Annotated in this window: 15 protein-coding genes and 1 pseudogene; 5 read left to right on the top strand and 11 right to left on the bottom strand. The window is 34.6% G+C overall.

Annotation, left to right across the window (positions count from 1 at the left end; all coding sequences use genetic code 11):
* Positions 1-68: 68 nt before the first annotated feature.
* Genes galT through NSQ89_RS03975 form a run of 3 tightly spaced genes read right to left on the bottom strand, consistent with a single transcriptional unit; the run spans position 69 to position 3,812 of the window.
* On the bottom strand, positions 69-1,586 hold the full coding sequence (galT, locus tag NSQ89_RS03985; RefSeq protein ID WP_341132271.1) for a UDP-glucose--hexose-1-phosphate uridylyltransferase: 1,518 nt from the start codon (positions 1,584-1,586) through the stop codon (positions 69-71).
* A gap of 35 nt (positions 1,587-1,621) precedes the next feature.
* Complete coding sequence (gene galE / locus NSQ89_RS03980) at positions 1,622-2,611, bottom strand: UDP-glucose 4-epimerase GalE (RefSeq protein WP_341132270.1); 990 nt, start codon at positions 2,609-2,611, stop codon at positions 1,622-1,624.
* 28 nt (positions 2,612-2,639) lie between these two features.
* Entirely contained in the window at positions 2,640-3,812 is a 1,173-nt protein-coding gene (locus tag NSQ89_RS03975; protein WP_341132269.1) for a galactokinase, read from the bottom strand.
* 248 nt (positions 3,813-4,060) lie between these two features.
* Between NSQ89_RS03975 and NSQ89_RS03970 the strand changes: the two genes are divergently transcribed.
* Complete coding sequence (locus NSQ89_RS03970; RefSeq protein WP_341132268.1) at positions 4,061-4,930, top strand: AraC family transcriptional regulator; 870 nt, start codon at positions 4,061-4,063, stop codon at positions 4,928-4,930.
* Between the two features lie 3 nt (positions 4,931-4,933).
* On the opposite strand, the gene NSQ89_RS03965 is transcribed toward NSQ89_RS03970, so the two are convergent.
* Positions 4,934-5,182, bottom strand: a complete 249-nt coding sequence (locus NSQ89_RS03965; RefSeq protein WP_047942403.1) for a hypothetical protein — start codon at positions 5,180-5,182, stop codon at positions 4,934-4,936.
* A gap of 273 nt (positions 5,183-5,455) precedes the next feature.
* Here NSQ89_RS03965 and gntK point away from each other — a divergent pair, with 273 nt between their 5' ends.
* Positions 5,456-7,000 carry a gluconokinase gene (gene gntK / locus NSQ89_RS03960; protein ID WP_341132267.1) on the top strand — a complete coding sequence of 515 codons (1,545 nt, stop codon included), beginning with the start codon at positions 5,456-5,458 and terminating at the stop codon, positions 6,998-7,000.
* Between the two features lie 230 nt (positions 7,001-7,230).
* On the opposite strand, the pseudogene NSQ89_RS25310 reads toward gntK, so the two are convergent.
* Both NSQ89_RS25310 and gnd read right to left on the bottom strand, forming a co-directional pair.
* Positions 7,231-7,464, bottom strand: a pseudogene (locus tag NSQ89_RS25310) (TIGR04104 family putative zinc finger protein); the annotation flags it as partial.
* A 185-nt stretch (positions 7,465-7,649) separates the two neighbouring features.
* A complete protein-coding gene (gnd, locus tag NSQ89_RS03955; RefSeq protein WP_047942405.1) occupies positions 7,650-8,546 on the bottom strand; it encodes a phosphogluconate dehydrogenase (NAD(+)-dependent, decarboxylating) in 897 nt (298 codons plus the stop codon).
* 178 nt (positions 8,547-8,724) lie between these two features.
* Here gnd and NSQ89_RS03950 point away from each other — a divergent pair, with 178 nt between their 5' ends.
* Positions 8,725-9,570 (top strand): MurR/RpiR family transcriptional regulator, encoded by an 846-nt coding sequence (locus NSQ89_RS03950; protein ID WP_341132266.1) that lies wholly within the window; start codon positions 8,725-8,727, stop codon positions 9,568-9,570.
* Between the two features lie 103 nt (positions 9,571-9,673).
* On the opposite strand, the gene NSQ89_RS03945 is transcribed toward NSQ89_RS03950, so the two are convergent.
* The 5 genes from NSQ89_RS03945 to NSQ89_RS03925 form a co-directional block, all read right to left on the bottom strand.
* Positions 9,674-10,723 (bottom strand): C45 family autoproteolytic acyltransferase/hydolase, encoded by a 1,050-nt coding sequence (locus NSQ89_RS03945; protein WP_095321673.1) that lies wholly within the window; start codon positions 10,721-10,723, stop codon positions 9,674-9,676.
* 661 nt (positions 10,724-11,384) lie between these two features.
* Positions 11,385-13,856, bottom strand: coding sequence for an FtsX-like permease family protein (locus NSQ89_RS03940; RefSeq protein ID WP_095321672.1), 2,472 nt, complete (start codon positions 13,854-13,856; stop codon positions 11,385-11,387).
* Positions 13,853-14,611 carry an ABC transporter ATP-binding protein gene (locus NSQ89_RS03935; protein WP_235850117.1) on the bottom strand — a complete coding sequence of 253 codons (759 nt, stop codon included), beginning with the start codon at positions 14,609-14,611 and terminating at the stop codon, positions 13,853-13,855. Before NSQ89_RS03935 ends, NSQ89_RS03940 begins: the two co-directional genes overlap by 4 nt.
* A 448-nt stretch (positions 14,612-15,059) precedes the next feature.
* Positions 15,060-15,839: an aminoglycoside adenylyltransferase domain-containing protein gene (locus NSQ89_RS03930; protein ID WP_341132265.1), complete on the bottom strand. Its 780-nt coding sequence runs from the start codon at positions 15,837-15,839 to the stop codon at positions 15,060-15,062.
* 14 nt (positions 15,840-15,853) lie between these two features.
* On the bottom strand, positions 15,854-16,438 hold the full coding sequence (locus NSQ89_RS03925; RefSeq protein ID WP_095321670.1) for a TetR/AcrR family transcriptional regulator: 585 nt from the start codon (positions 16,436-16,438) through the stop codon (positions 15,854-15,856).
* A 536-nt stretch (positions 16,439-16,974) separates the two neighbouring features.
* Between NSQ89_RS03925 and NSQ89_RS03920 the strand changes: the two genes are divergently transcribed.
* Positions 16,975-18,393 carry a polysaccharide deacetylase family protein gene (locus NSQ89_RS03920; protein WP_061797419.1) on the top strand — a complete coding sequence of 473 codons (1,419 nt, stop codon included), beginning with the start codon at positions 16,975-16,977 and terminating at the stop codon, positions 18,391-18,393.
* Between the two features lie 144 nt (positions 18,394-18,537).
* Positions 18,538-18,759, top strand: coding sequence for a hypothetical protein (locus NSQ89_RS03915; protein WP_047942409.1), 222 nt, complete (start codon positions 18,538-18,540; stop codon positions 18,757-18,759).

Raw genomic sequence — 18,759 nt, 5'->3', positions numbered from 1 at the left:
TGTGAAACCTTTTTCTTCTCCCATTTGTATTCAAGCATCAGCCAGTCTAATCTTTTTCCTTAGCTTTTTTAAAGTGTCTCAATAAATCGATAAAAAGCTTTTGTTCCATTGTCATTTCTTTTAAATACACCTGCATGATGTAAGATTGTTTCAAACACAATTCCTATTTCTGTTTGTAAGATAGTACTTACATTTTCTTTTGTCATCTGTGGATTTTTCTCTTTTACTGTTTTTGCCCACGCTAAGTGTTTTACAATAGCAGGCTCTTGTTGAATGCGTTCTTCAAAATCAACTTTGACGATATTCTCTGCAAGGATGCTCATTTCTTCTTTCAATCTTCCTGGCAAAACGGCTAACCCCATCACTTCAATCAAGCCAATATTCTCTTGTTTAATCGCATGAACTTCCTCATGTGGGTGGAAGATCCCGAATGGGTATTCTTCACTTGTACGATTATTGCGGAGCACTAAATCCATTTCATATTGGCCATTACGCATTCTTGCAATTGGTGTGATGGTATTATGGCGAACACCGTTTGTATATGCAAGAATATCAACACTTTCATCACTATAATCCAGCCATTTTTTTAATATATAATCAGCTGCTTCCACTAATTGTTGTTTGTCTGTTCCATTTAGACGTAAAACAGACATCGGCCATTTAACAATTCCTACATGGATAGCAGGAAACCGCTCCAACGTAAATCCAGCTTCTATTTCAGCCTTTGCCATCGGAAATTCATGATATCCCCCTTGAAAATGCTCATGGGCAAGAATGGACCCTCCAACTATTGGCAGATCAGCATTAGACCCCATAAAGTAATGAGGATATTGGTGAACAAATTCTAGTAATCTAGTAAATGTCCTTTTCGAAATGGTCATTGGCTCGTGCCTTTCTGAAAAACATATGGCATGCTCATTATAGTAAACATATGGGGAAAACTGCAGGAACCATTGTTCCCCTTCTAAAGTCACTGGTATAATACGATGATTTTGTCTAGCCGGATGATTAACTCGTCCGGCATAACCGGCATTTTCTTTACATAATAAACATTTAGGATAAAAGCCTTGTTTTACTTTTTTTAGAGCAGCTATTTCTTGCGGATTTTTTTCTGGCTTAGACAAGTTAATCGTAATCTCTAAGTCTCCATAACTCGTATGTGCCAGCCACTCTTCATTTTTAGCAATTCGATCCGTGCGAATGTAATCAATCTTTTTAGAAAAGTCATAAAACCAACTAGTTGCACTCTTTGCCCCCTTATCCTTGTAGAGCATGGCGAATCTATTATTTATTTCAGATGGCAATGGAACAAAGCAAGCCATTAATTTAGTATCTAATAAATCTCGATAGGTTATTGTATTTTCTACCAAAAGATTATGTTCTGCAGCCCAATCTAAAATAGTATCTAATAGTTCACGCAACTCTATTTCCGCTGGATCGCTAACCTCAGATGGGACAAAATCATCCAATTCCAAGATTTCGAGTAATTTATTCCGCACTACATCTATATCCCATTTCGTAATTAGGTTTGATTCTATTCCATAATGAAGCAATTGTTCAACATGATGATAAATAGTGGTTGTCATCTAACATTGCTCCTTTCCTCTTAGTACATTCTCATTTATTCTTTATAGCCATTCGGATTTGCTTGGAACCAGCTCCAGGCACTTCCTATCATTGTCTCTAGTGAAGTGTACTGTGGATTCCACCCTAACTCTACTTGCGCTTTCTCTGATGAAGCAACTAATCGCGCCGGGTCACCTGCTCTTCTTGGAGCAATTTCTGCTGGAATAGGATGCCCTGTTACCTTTCTCGCTGCCTCAATTACTTCTTTGACCGTGAAACCTGTTCCACTCCCTAGATTGTAAATACCGCTTGTTTCTTCTTTCTGCAATTTTTTTAAAGCAAGGATATGGGCATTGGCCAAATCAGTAACATGAATATAATCCCTTATACATGACCCATCATGTGTCTCATAATCATTTCCAAAAATACTAATTACTTCTCTCTTTCCTAACGCTACTTGCAGTATAATGGGAATTAAATGCGTTTCTGGAAAATGATCTTCCCCTAATCTCCCATCTATATGCGCACCTGCTACATTAAAATAACGAAGAGCTACATAATGAATCCCATATGCTGCTTCACACCACTTTAGCATTTTTTCGATGGCTAGTTTGGTTTCTCCATAGGGATTTGTTGGAATTGTGTCATCACTCTCCTGAATCGGAAAATTCTTTGCCTCTCCATAAGTTGCTGCAGTTGACGAGAAAACAATTCTCTTCACACCATTTGCATGCATTACTTTTAATAAAGTCATCGCACCATTTACATTATTATCATAGTATTTCAACGGATTTGTTACACTTTCACCTACTAAAGAGTCAGCAGCGAAATGGACTACTGCTTCAATCGTATGTTTCTTAAAGACCTCTTCTAAGAAGCTTTCATTCCGCAAATCCCCAATATATAGGGTTGCTTCAGCTCTTACAGCAGCTTTATGCCCAGTTTGAAGATTATCAACAACAATTACTTCTTCACCTAGGTCTAATAATTCAGAAACCATATGACTTCCGATATAACCGGCACCACCACATACTAATATCGTCATATTTTCTCTCTCCTTTTTTTAACTGTTCCTATTCAACAATTTCCTTCGCTCCATCTCCAACTTGAACAACATAAAAGTCTGCCTTTAATCCTGTTTGCTCCGCATATTTCGCTCCGACCTTCTCGATAAAAGATTCAATATGTTCATTGTTGACAATGCTGATCGTACAACCTCCAAAGCCTGCACCTGTCATCCGAGATCCAATAACGCCCGCTTGTTCCCAGGCAGCTTCCACTAATGCATCTAATTCCTTTCCGGTCACTTCATAATCATCACGTAAGGAGATATGTGATGCATTCATTAATTGTCCAAATCCTGCAATATCTCCTGCTTGAAGTTTTTTTACAGCTTCTAATGTTCGAGCATTTTCATACACAGCATGCTTTGCTCTCATTCTATCGACATCTTGCTTAATCAAATGAGCATGCGAATCGAATTCCTCTGGCGTTAATTCACCTAATGATCGAATCTCTAATTCTCCCTGCAAGTCTCTTAATGCTCTTTCACACTCTCCTCGTCTCTCATTATATTTAGAATCAGCTAACCCCCTGCGTTTATTTGTATTGGCAATAATTAAGGAAGCAGCATCTAAATCTAGTGGACTATACACATAGTCAAGTGTGTCGCAATCTAGTAATATAGCATGTTTTTCTTTGCCCATTCCGATTGCAAATTGATCCATAATTCCACAGTTCACGCCAATATATTCATTTTCTGCTTTTTGACACATTTTTACTAAACTGACTTGATCAATTGCAAAGGAATACAACACATTTAGCATAATGGCTGTCACTACTTCAATGGATGCAGATGAAGATAAACCAGCACCATTGGGAATTTCTCCTTCATATAAAACATCGAATCCAGCATCGAGTTGATATCCATATTGCGCAAGTGTTACTATTACTCCCTTTGGATAATTCGCCCAATCATCTGCTTGATTAAAGGATAGATCGTCTAAAGAAACTTTAATAATACCTAAATCCGCAAAATTTGTAGAATAGAATTGAATCACTCGATCTGATCTTTTTCTTACAAGTGCTGTCGTACCAATAGATAAGGCACAAGGAAAAACATGTCCTCCATTATAATCAGTATGTTCACCTATTAAATTCACACGTCCTGGTGCAAAAAAAGTACGTATGCTTGTTTCTGCTTCATTAAAAATATTTGTAAAAGTTGCCAATAGATTTTTTGCCATTTCTATCTCTCCTTTTTATATGAATATTTATGCTACTCTTAATTCCAGACTTCCATTAAACCGTTTACAATTTTATTTTATGCTTCAAACCTTTCTCTCTCAATGGTAAAATAAGAAAGGGAAAAGGGTAATAATTTGCTAATAAATTTCAAATTTTTATGCCAAACACTTAATTTCTATCTATTACTCCTATCTTATCCAAGGCAAGTTTCTACCAATGCCAGCTCTACTAAGAAAGGAGCATTCTATTGTCCAAAAAAGATAATAATGTATTTGCTTACAGATTTACGGAAAAAATTACAAAAGAGGTAGCCCAAATTTGGTCAATCGGATGGGAAAATCAAACTTCCCATCTATATAATTGGAAAGGAAAAAAGCGTAAAGAGGATAGTATGTATATTTTTCAATATACCGTATCTGGAATTGGTGCTATTGAACTCGGAGGTAAAAATCATAAATTGACAGCTGGAAAGGCATTTTTAATCGATATTTCAGAGGAATACAGATATTATCTGCCTCCAACTAGTGAGCATTGGGAATTTATTTTTATTACACTATATGGTGAAACGGTAAAAAAATGCTGGCACTCTTTTACGGAAAACGAGCAGCCGATTATTCAATTAGCTTCGGACTCGAGACCCATTCAGCACCTTCTGCGTATTTATCAGCTAGCAAAAGATAAACAGATAAATAACGCTTTTCAAGCTTCAAGTCTCGCTTATTCCTTTATAATGGAATTGTATCAATATAAGAAGAATATTGGAGACATTCAGCTTCCTGAAAGTATACTAAATGCGACATTATTTGCTCAAAATCACTATCATAAACCAATCGGACCAGAAGATATGGCAGAAGCTGCTGCGCTTTCCCGCTTCCACTTCACTCGTTTATTTAAAAAGGTACTTGGAATTACACCGATTCAGTATTTAACGAATATCCGTATCATAAAGGGAGCAGAGTTATTATATCAAACCAAATATTCCATTGAAGACATTTCAGTCCAAGTAGGTTTTGCGAATGCCAACTATTTTACAAAAGTATTTCGGAAATCTACTGGTATCACTCCTGGAGAATTTCGAAAGAAGAATATTCGACCAAGCGAGGATATTCTTCTTTAATGCTTATTTTTCATCAAACATTTCCAAGCTGAACATTCCTTTTTCATATATAAAGTTCAGCTTTTTCCCTGGTGTAAGCATATTCTCCAAAATATCTTTTGAGGCTTGAAGGGCAATAGACATTCTAATTAGCTGCTCATGATCCTCTTCTTGATATGTACCTGCTTGTTTACTCAACGCTTCCACATGCTGTTGAAAATGGAGTATTTGGTTATAAATAGCCTCATATGTCGTTTCAATCTCATTATTCATTCAAAAAACTCCTTACCCATAAGATAAATTAAGTTTAGCATATTTTTGCTTTATTTTTATGTTCGCCAGGGCAAAAATTTATTACTAATCAAGAGATCAACAATAATTTTATCTTTTGAGGGAGAATAAGGGGAAATTAATTTAAAATAATGAATGAAAACACTTTCAAAATCATTTTGTTTCATTTAAAATATAAATAAAGAATTTTTTTTCTATGATAATGTAATTTTATGAAATATTTTTTACACAATTCTTATTAAAGGAGTTTTTAATATGCAATTATCATCCCTATATTTAGGTGTAGACATTGGTACAACGAGTACAAAATCTGTCTTATTTGCTGAAGCTGGCAAAGTATTAAGCATGCATCATGTCGAATATCCGCTGTATAGCCCTGCACCAGCCATCGCAGAGCAAGATCCAGAGCAAATTTTTCAGGCTGTATTGGAAACAATGAAAACAGCTATTAAAAAAGCGAACGTCAATGCTAGTAAAATAAAATTAGTCTCCTTTAGTTCAGCGATGCACAGTGTTATTGCATTAGACGAAAAGGGAAAACCAATAACACGCTGTATTACTTGGGCCGACAGCCGTGCTTCCTCTTGGGCAAAAAAAATCAAAGAAGAATACAATGGCTTGGAAATATACCGTAGAACAGGAACGCCAATTCACCCTATGACTCCTTTATCTAAATTAACTTGGCTAAGAAATGATCAACCAGCTATTTTTACAAAGGCAGCTAAATTTATTGGCATTAAAGAATATATTTTCTATCGCTTATTTAACGAATTTGTAATTGATTATTCAATTGCTTCTGCAACAGGAATGTTTAATCTTGAGCACTTAACTTGGGATCAAGAAGCGTTAAAAGTTGCCGGCGTAACATCTGAGCAGTTGGCAAAGCCAGTTCCGACTACCCATTATTTAACAGGACTGAAGGATAAATATGCAGCGGAACTTGGAATTCCTGCTGAAACTCCATTTGTGGTTGGCGCAAGTGATGGCGTACTATCTAATCTTGGGGTAAATGCTATTGACCCTGGAGTTGTCGCTGTGACAATCGGTACAAGCGGGGCGATTCGTACTGTAACAGATAAACCAGTAACCGATCCTAAAGGAAGAATCTTTTGTTATTGCTTAACAGAAGATCTGTGGGTAGTTGGTGGATCTGTAAATAATGGTGGAATGACATTCCGCTGGGTTCGTGATGAATTAGCTTCCTCGGAAGTGGAAACGGCAAAGAGACTCGGAATTGATCCTTATGAAGTTTTAACAAAGATTGCTACTAGAGTTACACCTGGTGCGGACGGTTTATTATTCCATCCATATCTTGCTGGGGAAAGAGCACCTTTATGGAATGCCAATGCAAGAGGATCCTTCTTTGGACTAGGATTACATCATAAAAAAGAACATATGGTGAGAGCCGTATTAGAGGGAGTTATCTTAAATCTTTATACGGTGATGTTAGCCTTACAAGAAGTGATTGGAGCACCAAAGCAAATTCAAGCAACAGGTGGTTTTGCTCGTTCTGAACTTTGGAGACAAATGATGGCAGACATTTTTGATCAAGAAGTAGTCGTTCCAGAAAGCTTTGAAAGCTCTTGTCTTGGTGCCATCGTTTTAGGTATGTATGCACTTGGAGAAATTGATGATTTTTCGATTATGAAACAATTAGTTGGCAGTACATATTCCCATCAGCCAATCCAAGAAAATGTTGATATCTATCAGGATTTAACCGCTATTTATATCCGTATCTCTCGAGTATTGGAGAAAGAATATGATGCCATAGCATCCTTTCAGAATAAATGGGTTAAATAAGCACCACAAACATCTTGAGAAAATTACTTGCATATAAAGTTTTTCAGTCGTATTCAAACCAAACAATTATACGGTGCTGCCAATATCTCGTATAATTGTTTGGATTTTTTATGCCATTTCAGAAAGAAGGTTTGTGGATCATCCACAATCTGTAATGTAACAAATTGGGCTTCGCTGCTAAATGAGAGATTTAATCTTTCCACCTTTTATTAGTTAGCCTGCTGCTATTGCTATGACCCAGTTTTTTTATTGGAAAGTTCAACCCAGAAAGGATATAGTCCGAGAACTAATAAGATAAAACCTATCAGAATAAATACAAGGACAAAGGAAGGTCCAAAAAGAAGATTACTAAGCAGCGTAAATGTGATTATTAAAATAGTTACCATAAATGTTATCCTTCTTGTTCGAGAGGTAACATATTGCTTTTCTCCACAATGTGGGCAAATCAGTTTATTATCTAATGTAAAGAAGTTTTTTTAAGTTTTCTTATAAGTCCATTTTTGATTACACTTCTGACAAGTTCTCATGTAGTTTCTCCTTCTTTTTCTGTAAGCTTACCATAGCCAAAAAACATTCCGATCCGTTTATATTGATTTTATTAAAAAAATCCTTTAGCATTTTTTAGCTGCTAAAGGATTTTCTTGTCATTCTATTTTGATTCTACACTATGTCCACCAAACTCATTTCGTAAGGACGCAACCACTTTTCCAGAGAAGGTATCTTCCTCTAACGAACGATAACGCATCATTAAAGATAAGGCTGTAACTGGCATAGCAGTTTGTAAATCTAAGGCTGTTTCTAGCGTCCATTTTCCTTCACCAGAGGAATGCATTACTCCTTTAATCCCTTCCAGCTTTGGATCCTTAGAAAAAGCACTTTGTGTTAATTCCATTAACCACGAACGAATGACAGAGCCGTTATTCCAAACCTTTGCTACTCCTTCATTATCAAAATCATACTCGCTTTTCTCCAACAGCTCAAATCCTTCTGCAATGGATTGCATCATGCCATACTCAATTCCATTATGAACCATTTTCAGAAAATGGCCGCTTCCAGATACTCCAGTATACATATAACCATTTTCCACACATAAATCCTTAAACAATCCTTCTACCTCATCAAATATTTCTTTATTGCCGCCAATCATCATACATGCACCATTTCGAGCTCCATCTACTCCGCCGCTTGTGCCAACATCTAAATAGAAAACTCCTAGCTCTTCTAAATCTATTCCTCTTCTTTTGGAATCTTTATAATGGGAATTCCCGCCATCGATAATAATATCCCCCGCTTCGACATACTTCTTTACTTCCCGTAAGACATTTTCCGTTACTTCTCCTGCTGGAACCATTAGCCAAATTACTCTTGGAGCTGGCAAATTTCTTACTAATTTTTCAATTGTATTAACTCCTGTTACATTTTTATTAGAAATTTCTTTTACAGCGCTTTCATTTATATCAAAAGCTGTTACACTATACTTATGGTCCACCATATTTAAAGCCAAGCTATAGCCCATTTTTCCTAAACCTATAAGACCGATGTTCATTCGTTACCTCTCCTTTTGAAAAAATATTTCTTTCTATATACAATTATATAGAAATTTTTTCGAAAATATACCCCTTTGCAAATATTTTTTGAAAAAAATTATTTTAATAAGAAATTTTTTTTCAAGAGACTAATTGTGTTATACTACAACTATATTAATTTGGAAAGGATAGAAGTCAATGGCGCAAAATTGTCTTGGGAAAATTCGTTCCTATTACGCTAGACTAAGTGAAAAAGAAAAAAAAATCGCTGATTATATTCTTGTTAATCCAGAAAAAATCATTCATTCCACCATTAACGAATTAGCAGAGGATTTAGGAGTAGCAGATGCTACTGTTTTTCGTTTCTGTAAACGAATTGGGTTTAAAGGCTATCAAGCGATGAAAATAGCATTAGCATCAGAAGTAATTGAACCTATTCAGCAAATACATGAAGAAATTAATGAAAATGACAGTGTAAAAACCGTTACTGAAAAAGTATTTAAGTCGAATGTACGTACACTAGAAAATACATTAGAAATATTAAATGGTCAGTCGATTCAAAAAGCAGTAGAATTTCTCTTACAGGCAAATCGGGTTGAATTTTATGGTACAGGTGGTTCAGCAGTTATTGCGATGGATGCTTTTCATAAATTTGTTCGAACTGGAATTAAAGCGTTTTCATTTGTAGACTCTCATTTTCAACTGATGTCCTCTTCTCAGCTTTCAGAGAAGGATGTTGCTGTAATCATTTCGCACTCTGGCACTAATAAAGATACTATTAACATAATGAAAACAGCCAAAAACAATGGTGCCAAAACAATCGGCATCACTGGGTATCCTAAATCACCAATCGGCCAGAATACAGATGTAGCACTGTTCACAAGCTCTGAGGAAACAGAATATCGTTCGGAAGCTTTATCATCAAGAATTGGTCAGCTTAGTTTAATAGATGCATTGTATGTTAATGTAATGATTTTAAATAAAAATGTTGCTAATCAGTCATTAGAAAGAATAAGGAATGCCATTTCTGATACACGAATTTAACGGCAGACAAACAATATTCCCTACTTCAGAGTTTCAGCAAACGCAACAAAGGAAGTTAATTATGGTTGTTCTTACCATCACTAACTTCCTTTATATATATACGCTATAATAGCTCCATATTAATAAAGGGAGTATCATAATCAAGCTTTCCTATAATTTTTTTCAAGTTCAGCTTTTCTCCCTTTAAGAAAGATTCTAAATCGATGATAACAGGCATTCGATCACTCCCAAGCGCAAACCACGCTTTTCTTTCATTAGGCAGGTATGCTGCGGTGTGCAGTGTTCCAGACCAGGCATTATACTTGGTTGAAAATATCTCTTTATCTCTATCATTCAATATTCGAAAGGCCTCATACACATTTGAATGATTTCCCTGCTGCTTCTCAATATTCTGCTTTCTTTGTATAGATTCATCCATCTGATAGCGGTTTTCTTCTTTTAATATTTCAAAGTGATTCGTACTAATATTAGATTTTCTGGCAATAACCGAACGTGGTGTTGCTTCTACAACAAATGCCTCTCCACTAGGATCTAATAACACATAGCTAAAGGATGTTCGATGTGGTATTTCTTTTAATAAATCAATGGCCTCTTCTACATTTGCACAAGTTTCTAAAATCATTCGACCAATCATATTACAAATAAAACCATCCCCTGAACCAACTCGATTAATAAAGTTATAGCCCATTGCGAGACCTTTTTCATTTATCCCATCTATTCTTCCTGTTATCTGCATAGATGGACCGATTACTGCATATCCCGTATCAGTTGGCTGATAAATCATATAACGACCCTCATAGGAACCTGGATGACTATCATAGTTTCTAATTAAATACTGGGAGCCTGCTAAAATAGAACATCCACTTCTTCCATACTCTACATAATGACCGCCAAATTCTCGTAATGCATCCTCTGTTCTCCACTGAAGAGCGTCTGCTAATCCATTGATTTCTGCTAGCATTCCAGGAATAAATTTGTTTAAGAGCTGGATGGATTCTTTTTCATTTATGGTAAAATAACGTTTCCGCTTAGATGTCCAGTGCTTTATCCGATTAGGGAGAATGGGTGAATCCTTTAATAATTCTCCTTGCATATATCCAAAATCATAATGATTTCCGCGAAACTGGATGAAATCACTATATACTTGTTTCATTAACATTTCCCCTTTAATTGCTTCCCTATGGAGAGTTGAAGTATGCTCTATCTCAGTGAAAGGAAAAGACTTCTAGCAGTTCAACTGAATAGTTGAACCATTCGAGTTTTACAGATGTCCACCTTCCGCGCATTCACCATAAAAGGTGAGAGCTTTACTGTACATGAAGCAAAGGGGAATGACAAATAAATTGCTCGTTTAAATTTGTCTAAATTAAATAATATCACTTTGCTTTCCATAAACTCAAATTACTAAATAGTTGACAATGATTGATTTAATACAAAGTTGGGATAATGTACTCCAACCAAAAATAAACCTGAACAATTACACAGAAGTGCTAATAAATTACGCATAATTGTCAGGCTTAATTATTTTAGGAAAGAAGTTAGTGGTAATCACTCGTAGACGGATACACTTAGCTTGCTATGGGGTGAGCGCCAAACCTCCTCGTCACTCGGTCTCAGACTTTCCTGCAACTCCTATAAGAGTCTTCGTATTAATCTCTTTTGAAAAAACAATGCAACTAAGGGCTCTTAAAAAATCCCTTGGAACGGATTGGTTCACTACTAAATTAGAGAGTAATTTATCTATATTTAGTTTTTTCTCCTCCTCTTACTAACCGTTTTCAGCTGTCTTATTTCTAACACTCTTCTTCTTCCAATTATTTATTATCTTCTGTAAGTTCTAAAGATATCTTTTTTCTACTCAATTTTGTCGCAATAGGTATAAATATACTATTACCTACAAGAAACATGGTTACTCCTATTCCTATTATTAGCGAATAATAGATCGAAATTTGACCTGAATCTATTAATAGAATAACTGTGGTAAAAATTAGTCCTGCTACTATCCCCAACAATAAGCCTATCAATAGATAGAGATTGATTTGAGTTAATATGATCTTTTTAATTCCCTTTCGATCGATAGAAATTGTCCTTAAGATTGCGAACTCTTTTCTTTTAGAATAAATGTTGTTTCCTAGTGTACTAAATACTCCTAGCATCACACATATTAGAATCACAACCATAACACCAATAAAAATAGACCATCTTTGCAGGAACATCTTATTCGCTTTTTCAACAGACTGTTGATATACATTGATCTGGAGTTCAGGATACTGCCGTTTGAGTGTTTCTAATGCTTGAACAGTTTGTTTCTCATTGTCAGAGCTAATGTACATCGCACTGAATTTTGTAAAGTCATTTTTAAATTTTTTATTTTTCCAGTCAATATAAGCATCTGCATCAGTTAGATTAGTTATTACCGCTCCTATAGTAAGTGTATCTACAAAATCGGTCCTCTGCTTTTGATTCGAAAAGAGTCCCATGTCAATAGAATCTCCTACTTTTAAACCATTCTCTTTTAAAAATCTTTCTGATACCACTATCAGGTTCTCACTATCGTCCTCCATTTTTGGAATAATTCCTTGTTGTTCCATCTTAATAAAATCCACCAAGGAATAATCAATAGCTTTTGTTCCCTCTTCATCCATTATCTCTGCTGAATTATTCGTACTTCGACTACTAACCTCGATGACACCACTTATTGTCTGAACCTTCTTTTTCAAATCTTCCTGCTCTATATTGGAGTCATACCCTAATCGACTCGTCAACACAATAGTGGTTGGATATTGTTCCTTTAAATAATTCTCTTCATTTTGTTGGATTGTTTTTAACATAACCGAGCCAAATACTGCTATAGTCATCATAGCACTGACCGTCAATATCACAAAAGTATTTTTTCTTACTTGTGGTACTAGATTTTTAATTGCAATATAAGAGACATTTCCAAGCGTCTTTTTAATTACTGGTAAGAACCATGTTAAGATAGTTCCAATATAAATAGGAAATAGGAGATAAATACTAATTAACAAAATTATGGCTCCTAGTAACACACTCGCTACTCCCATCATTGCTTTACCAATACATATTAATAAAAGGGCAATAAATAGAAGGGCAAAGCCAATAATTTTACGAATTTTTTTATAGCCGAAATCACGATTTTCATTTTGTTGCATTATTAAAATTGGCAATAATCTCGAACACTTATAAGCTGGAATTAGCATAAAAACCTGAATGATCATTCCACTTACGAATGCAACGATTAAACTTTCTATGTAGTTAAAACTCACCTTAGGTACATCAAATAAAAATATTGCCTCCAACCACGGCTTCATGTATTGGTGACTAATTAAAGCCAGTAAAAAACCTCCAATTGTTCCTGCTGCCGTAATAATGCTGCTTTGAATTAATATAATTTTAGATAGCTGTTTTGTTGTTGCCCCCATGGAGCGAAGAATCGCAAATTGGTTTTTATATTTATATAAAAATAATTCGAAATTAGAAATAATTAGCAGTGCTGTAATGATTAACATTAAAAAGGTTAAAGAGAAAATAAAAACCTTGAGGGATTGCACATTACTTTTTAAAAATTCATCTTCTTCTGCAATATCAATTCTTAAACCATTATCATATTTCCTTAATTCACTAGCAAGCAATAAAGTATCAGCTTGCTCATTTGCTTTGATTAAAACATAAGTTGCCTCTTTCGTTTCACCTGTCTCTTGTTTGACTAATTTTTGCACTGTTTGTTTAGTAAATAGAAGTATATCTGGTGTAAGTCCACTTGCATTTAAGTCTTCTATAATTTCCGTTACTGTAAATTCATTATCCTCAATAGATACTTTTTGACCAATTTCTAGTCGCAATGCTTCAGCTAAGCTCTTATTCATGATAACTGAGTTTTCTTGAAGATTCTGTTTGAAGTGATATCTACTCTTTGCTAAATTATCATTTTCTACACCAACAGAATAAATTTCCCCTTGTAATGTATCTACTTTTAAGTGAGTTATAATTACTGGAGATAGCATATCAATATCCTTATTCGATCGGAAGGAATTAATAAGGTCTTGATTTACACTTTTATTTAGCTTGGCTTCATATCCAACCGATAGATCCATCTCACCGTACATTTTCTGAACTTCTTCTCTTAACGAACGTTCTGCATTTGTTGCATAGGAGACCATAACAATTACTAAACAAACCGATAGAATAGTACTAAAGACAGAGGTCCATGTAATGAACTTATTGGTTTTAAAGAAACGCAAAGCTATTCCTCGCAATGTTTTCGTCATACTCTTGTCTCCAATAGTTTTCCGAACTTTTCTAATATATCATCTATCTTCTGATCTCCAGCTGATTTATATTCATTCACAATTTGTCCATCATGAAAAAAAAGAACACGGTCAGCATATGCTGCAACGTGCGGATCATGCGTAACAACTACTATGCTTTGTTTCAAAGTCTCTTTCATATTTACTAAGACCTGAAGTATCTCTTTTGAAGTGTTATAGTCTAAATTTCCTGTTAGTTCATCTGCTAACACTATAGGTGGTGCTGTTATTAGGGCTCTTCCAATAGCAACACGTTGCTGTTGTCCACCTGACAATTGAACCGGCCGATGACTCTTCCAATTCGTAAGGCCAATAAACTGTAACATCTCTTTCACTTTTTCATCAATATGAGTCTTCTTATCTCCCTTTAAAACAAGTGGTAAAGCAATATTTTCTTCCACTGTTAAATCCTTCAAAAGGTGGAAAGATTGAAAGATAAATCCAATATTATCCCGACGATAAAAAGTTGCATTAGGTTCTTTGTAAATTTCTTTTTGGCTTTGTCCATATAATTGAATTTCTCCTTGATCAGGTATATCTAGAGCAGCCAATACATTTAACAAAGTACTTTTACCAGATCCACTTGTTCCCATAATAACAATCATTTCACCTTCATATAGTTTAAAAGAAACATTTTTTAATGCTTGTACCTCATAACCTGTACCTTTATAGATTTTTGAAAGATTACTAACAACTAGAACTGGATTAGTTACCAATCTGTTCCACCTCCACCGCTTTATTTTCCTCATTATACCAATTTGACTAAGATATGTACATTTTTAATAGAGTCCTTTTTTACTATTAATTCTTCAAATGTACCTCTCCTCCATAATCTTCCCTTTTATCAATACCTATAATTCTATCAGAATATTTAGTAGGTTCTAATCTAAGTGATATTTTATTAGTATGCCGATGAAATAATGACTTTATCTAAAATGGACTATTAAAAGTTAGTTATAATTTACCCCATTATTTCAATCATAGAAGACTTCACCAGTACCTTCTCGATTACTTATACACAAAATTTGATCTGTTTAAATACGGGCTTAAAGTTTTCTAGAGGCGAATAGAGCTTCTTTACTCCTACATAAAAATAGTAGCACAAACCATAATCATAGTTTGTGCTACTATTTTTATGTCAGTTTGTTGACAAACTGAGCTTTTTTATCTAGATAAAAAAGCTTGATTACAATACTTTCTTAAAGAATTTATAAAATGGATCGTTGCATTCTTTCGTTCCCATCGATTTTTATAATTGGACTTGGTTTGAACTCTCCCTCTAATTCTAAGTGCCTCATAAAGAATGTCAGAATACCTTAAATCAAAGTCCTTAATTACTTCTGCACAGGCCAGTTCCTTTGATGTAATCTTTCCTGTTTTCAATGTATAGTACACTCGACATAAGGTTAATACAATGAACTCAATCCAAAAATCGAATAAAAACAAATAGCTTCGGGAAGCTTTACTCGCTATATAGTGGTTAAGATTGTACTCCATCTCCTGCATAACATCCTTCCAATCTATATTGGAGTAATAAGTAGAAAAATTTGGACCGTAAACAGCATATGAATCATGGACAAGCTGATAAACCGCAATTTTCATAACCTTTCTTTTTCCCTTACACTTTGTACCCTCAAAAAACGGGAAAGATTTATGTAACTGTAATTGATTCTGCTCATCCAAAGATAAGTACTCACATTCAAACTTTTTGACCAATGGACTTTTAGCTTTAACCTCCTTATGAATTTGCGATAGTTTTATTAACCCTTCACCTGTCAATTCCTGACTAAAAACTGTAACAAAATCAATATCACTGCTTACAGGATGAAAGGCACCTATAACAGTTGAGCCATATAAATAGACTCCAAGAACTTGATTTGGAAACATTTCGTTCAACCTGCTACTATAAAGCATCATTACTTTCTTGACTTCGTTATGAATCATGTTTCTTAACCCCTCTATGTTTCAATTAGCTTAACTCCTTGTTTAACAATGCCTTCCCATAATGGATATTTCTTAGGTTCAAGCATAATCATCGTAAATCCACTTAGGAAAGATAAATAAGCCCATGTTTTATCGCGAAGATCTTGTTCGGTTTCATTTAAACTAGAACGCTTCTTCAACAATCCAGTCATTCTCTCCACAAACTCGTAGGTAATCGAAACTGCTTCTTGCTCTAACTTTGGAAACCTACCAGATTGGGAAAACAGATATTGTAAAATTCGTAGGGTTGATGGATCTTCACGATATCTCCTCACGTGATGCCTCACCATCTGCTCTAATTGTTCTGGCAGCTCTAGGCTTTCTGGTAAATAAAGTTGTCCTTTTCTAATATCTTGAAATGCTTCTTTAACGGTATTCTCAAACAAGTCCTCTTTGCTAGGAAAATACAGTAAAATCGTAGCAGGATTAATACCTATTGCCTGTCCTATACTCGAAAGGGTAGTCTTAGAAAACCCCTCACTTGGAAATTGCCTTTTTGCCTCTTTTAATATGATATTTCGCTTCTCTAGTCGCTGTTGATTGTTGACTGTTCTTGCCATTCATCATCCCTCACAATACATTAAATAAATAAACATATATTTATTTAATTTAAATGAATTATATATGAAAGTAAATACTTTTTAACACATAGAGTTGATTTTCATCTATTAGACAAGAGAAACCCAACTGATCTTCAAAAGATAGTCCTGAAAAAAATGCTAAAAATAAACTCGCTACTGTTAAACTAATAAAAGCTTCCACTTTAAAAGGGAAACTCCAACAATAACAATGACAATGGAAAGTAATGCAATATTCAATAAATAGGCATCCATATTATTACCACCTTTCCCCTTAGGTTTGAAAGCGTTTTCATATAAAAGGAATATTATACGAATTTTTTTCTTTTATCAATATTATATTAAAGAAAATTTTTTATTCATGTTGTTAAAGAAAAATATAATTCAATACATAACTGTAATATATATTGCCATTAATCTTTTTTGAAGAATTTAATTAAATGTAAAACCATTTCCCCTTCTATTACGTCTATATTAATAAAGCATTATCTTTTATTTTCAAGTAAGGAGTTAACAACATGAAACGCTTAAAATGGAGAAATATTTTCATACTTTTTATTTGCCTCACTCTTTTAGTATTTATTTTCAAATTTTTCGATAGTGACAAAAAACAGGCTGCTGAACCCTCAGAAAAACAGCCAGAGGTCAAAATACAATATGATCAAAATTATAAGACAATTGAAATAAACTCATATACTAAAGATGAAAAGCATGGAGGCTACTGGACCAGCTATCCAATCCTTCCAGATGAAGAAATCACTGCTGCATTGAAAAAATATATTACAAGCAAAATTACCGAATATGATAAACGAATTCAGAAATCAAATGTTCCGGTTACGCAGGAAACTTCCTTACATATTTCCTACACGATTACGCATTACAGCAAACAAACAATCTCGATTCTTTTTGAGACGTTTGAATATATTACAGGACCTAAAGGGAATTTGACAACAGAAAGTTTAACATTTGATTTACAGACACATAAACAGCTTTCATTAAAAGACATTTTCCAAGAAAAAAGCAATTATCTATTTCTCCTTTCAAAAATCAGTTATGGCGAATTAATAAAGGATAAAGACCTAGCAACAGACAAAGCGTTAGTAAAACAAGGAACTTCACCAAATGAAAATAACTTTCAACACTTTGCGATTCTAAATGATTCTATCCTTTTTTATTTTCCTTCTAACCAAATTGCTGCAGAAAAACTAGGTGTTCAAGAACTTGCCATCAAAAAAGATATCTTACAAGATAAATTACTAGCAATCTATCAAGAGGAAGAGAAAAATAAAAATTTACTTGCAGAAGCAAAACCGAAAAAATTGGCTACCGAATTACCAGAAGGAGCGAAAATTGATCCATCAAAAAAAGTCATTGCTTTAACATTCGATGATGGTCCAAGTAATAAACCAACAAAAAAAATTCTCAAAGCATTAAAGAAATATAATGGCCATGCTACGTTTTTTGTTCTTGGTGAGCGGGTTCAATATTATCCAAACATCCTTCAGGAAACGATTGAGAACGGGCATGAAATAGGGAATCACTCATGGAATCATCCGCTTCTCACTAAAATGAATAAGAAGAGAGCCTTAAAGGAATTTCAAGATACAGATAATTTAATAAAAAAAGTAACAGGAATGGAACCTACCCTTATTCGCCCGCCCTATGGAGCCATTCAGCCTGAACTAAAAAAAGAACTAGATAAAGAGATTGTGCTTTGGACCATTGATCCAGAAGACTGGAAACATCCATCGAAAAAGAAAATTGTTGATAAAGTTATGAAAGCAGCGAGTGATGAAAGCATTATTCTTATGCATGATATATATGAAAAAAGCGCTGATGCAGCAGTGGAAATCATTGAAAAGCTAACGAAAGAAGGGTATCAACTTGTAACTATTTCTCAATTAAGGGCCGTACAGGAGGAGAGAAATAGTAAATAAAAATGTAATAGATTTTTTGTTTTATAATAAAATCAATCTTTGTAAGCACCAAAATTTTTGGTGCTTTTTTCTTTATAACCAGGAAACAACTATCTATTTATCAAACTTCACATAAGATAAATTAAAAATAAAGGAGGCAAACATATGCAGCCAACCATTATCACTGGGCTAGATGGCGTAATTTATCAAAACTTCCCCCAGCCGACATATGGAGCATGGAACCAACAACTTCTTGGAAAGGAAAACTCTTATTACTATCTGATTGGTGGACAAATGTATTATATTGCTCCAAGGCCACAAGGAACTCAAGCTTATTACCCTTACTTAGGTCCAAATGTACCGTTAAATAGAGGACCATGGTATTGA

Source organism: Niallia sp. FSL R7-0648 (assembly GCF_038007005.1).
Lineage (GTDB): Bacteria > Bacillota > Bacilli > Bacillales > Cytobacillaceae > Niallia > Niallia circulans.
The sequence above is the reverse complement of the archived record's forward strand: the minus strand, read 5'-3'. Positions and strand labels throughout refer to the sequence as shown.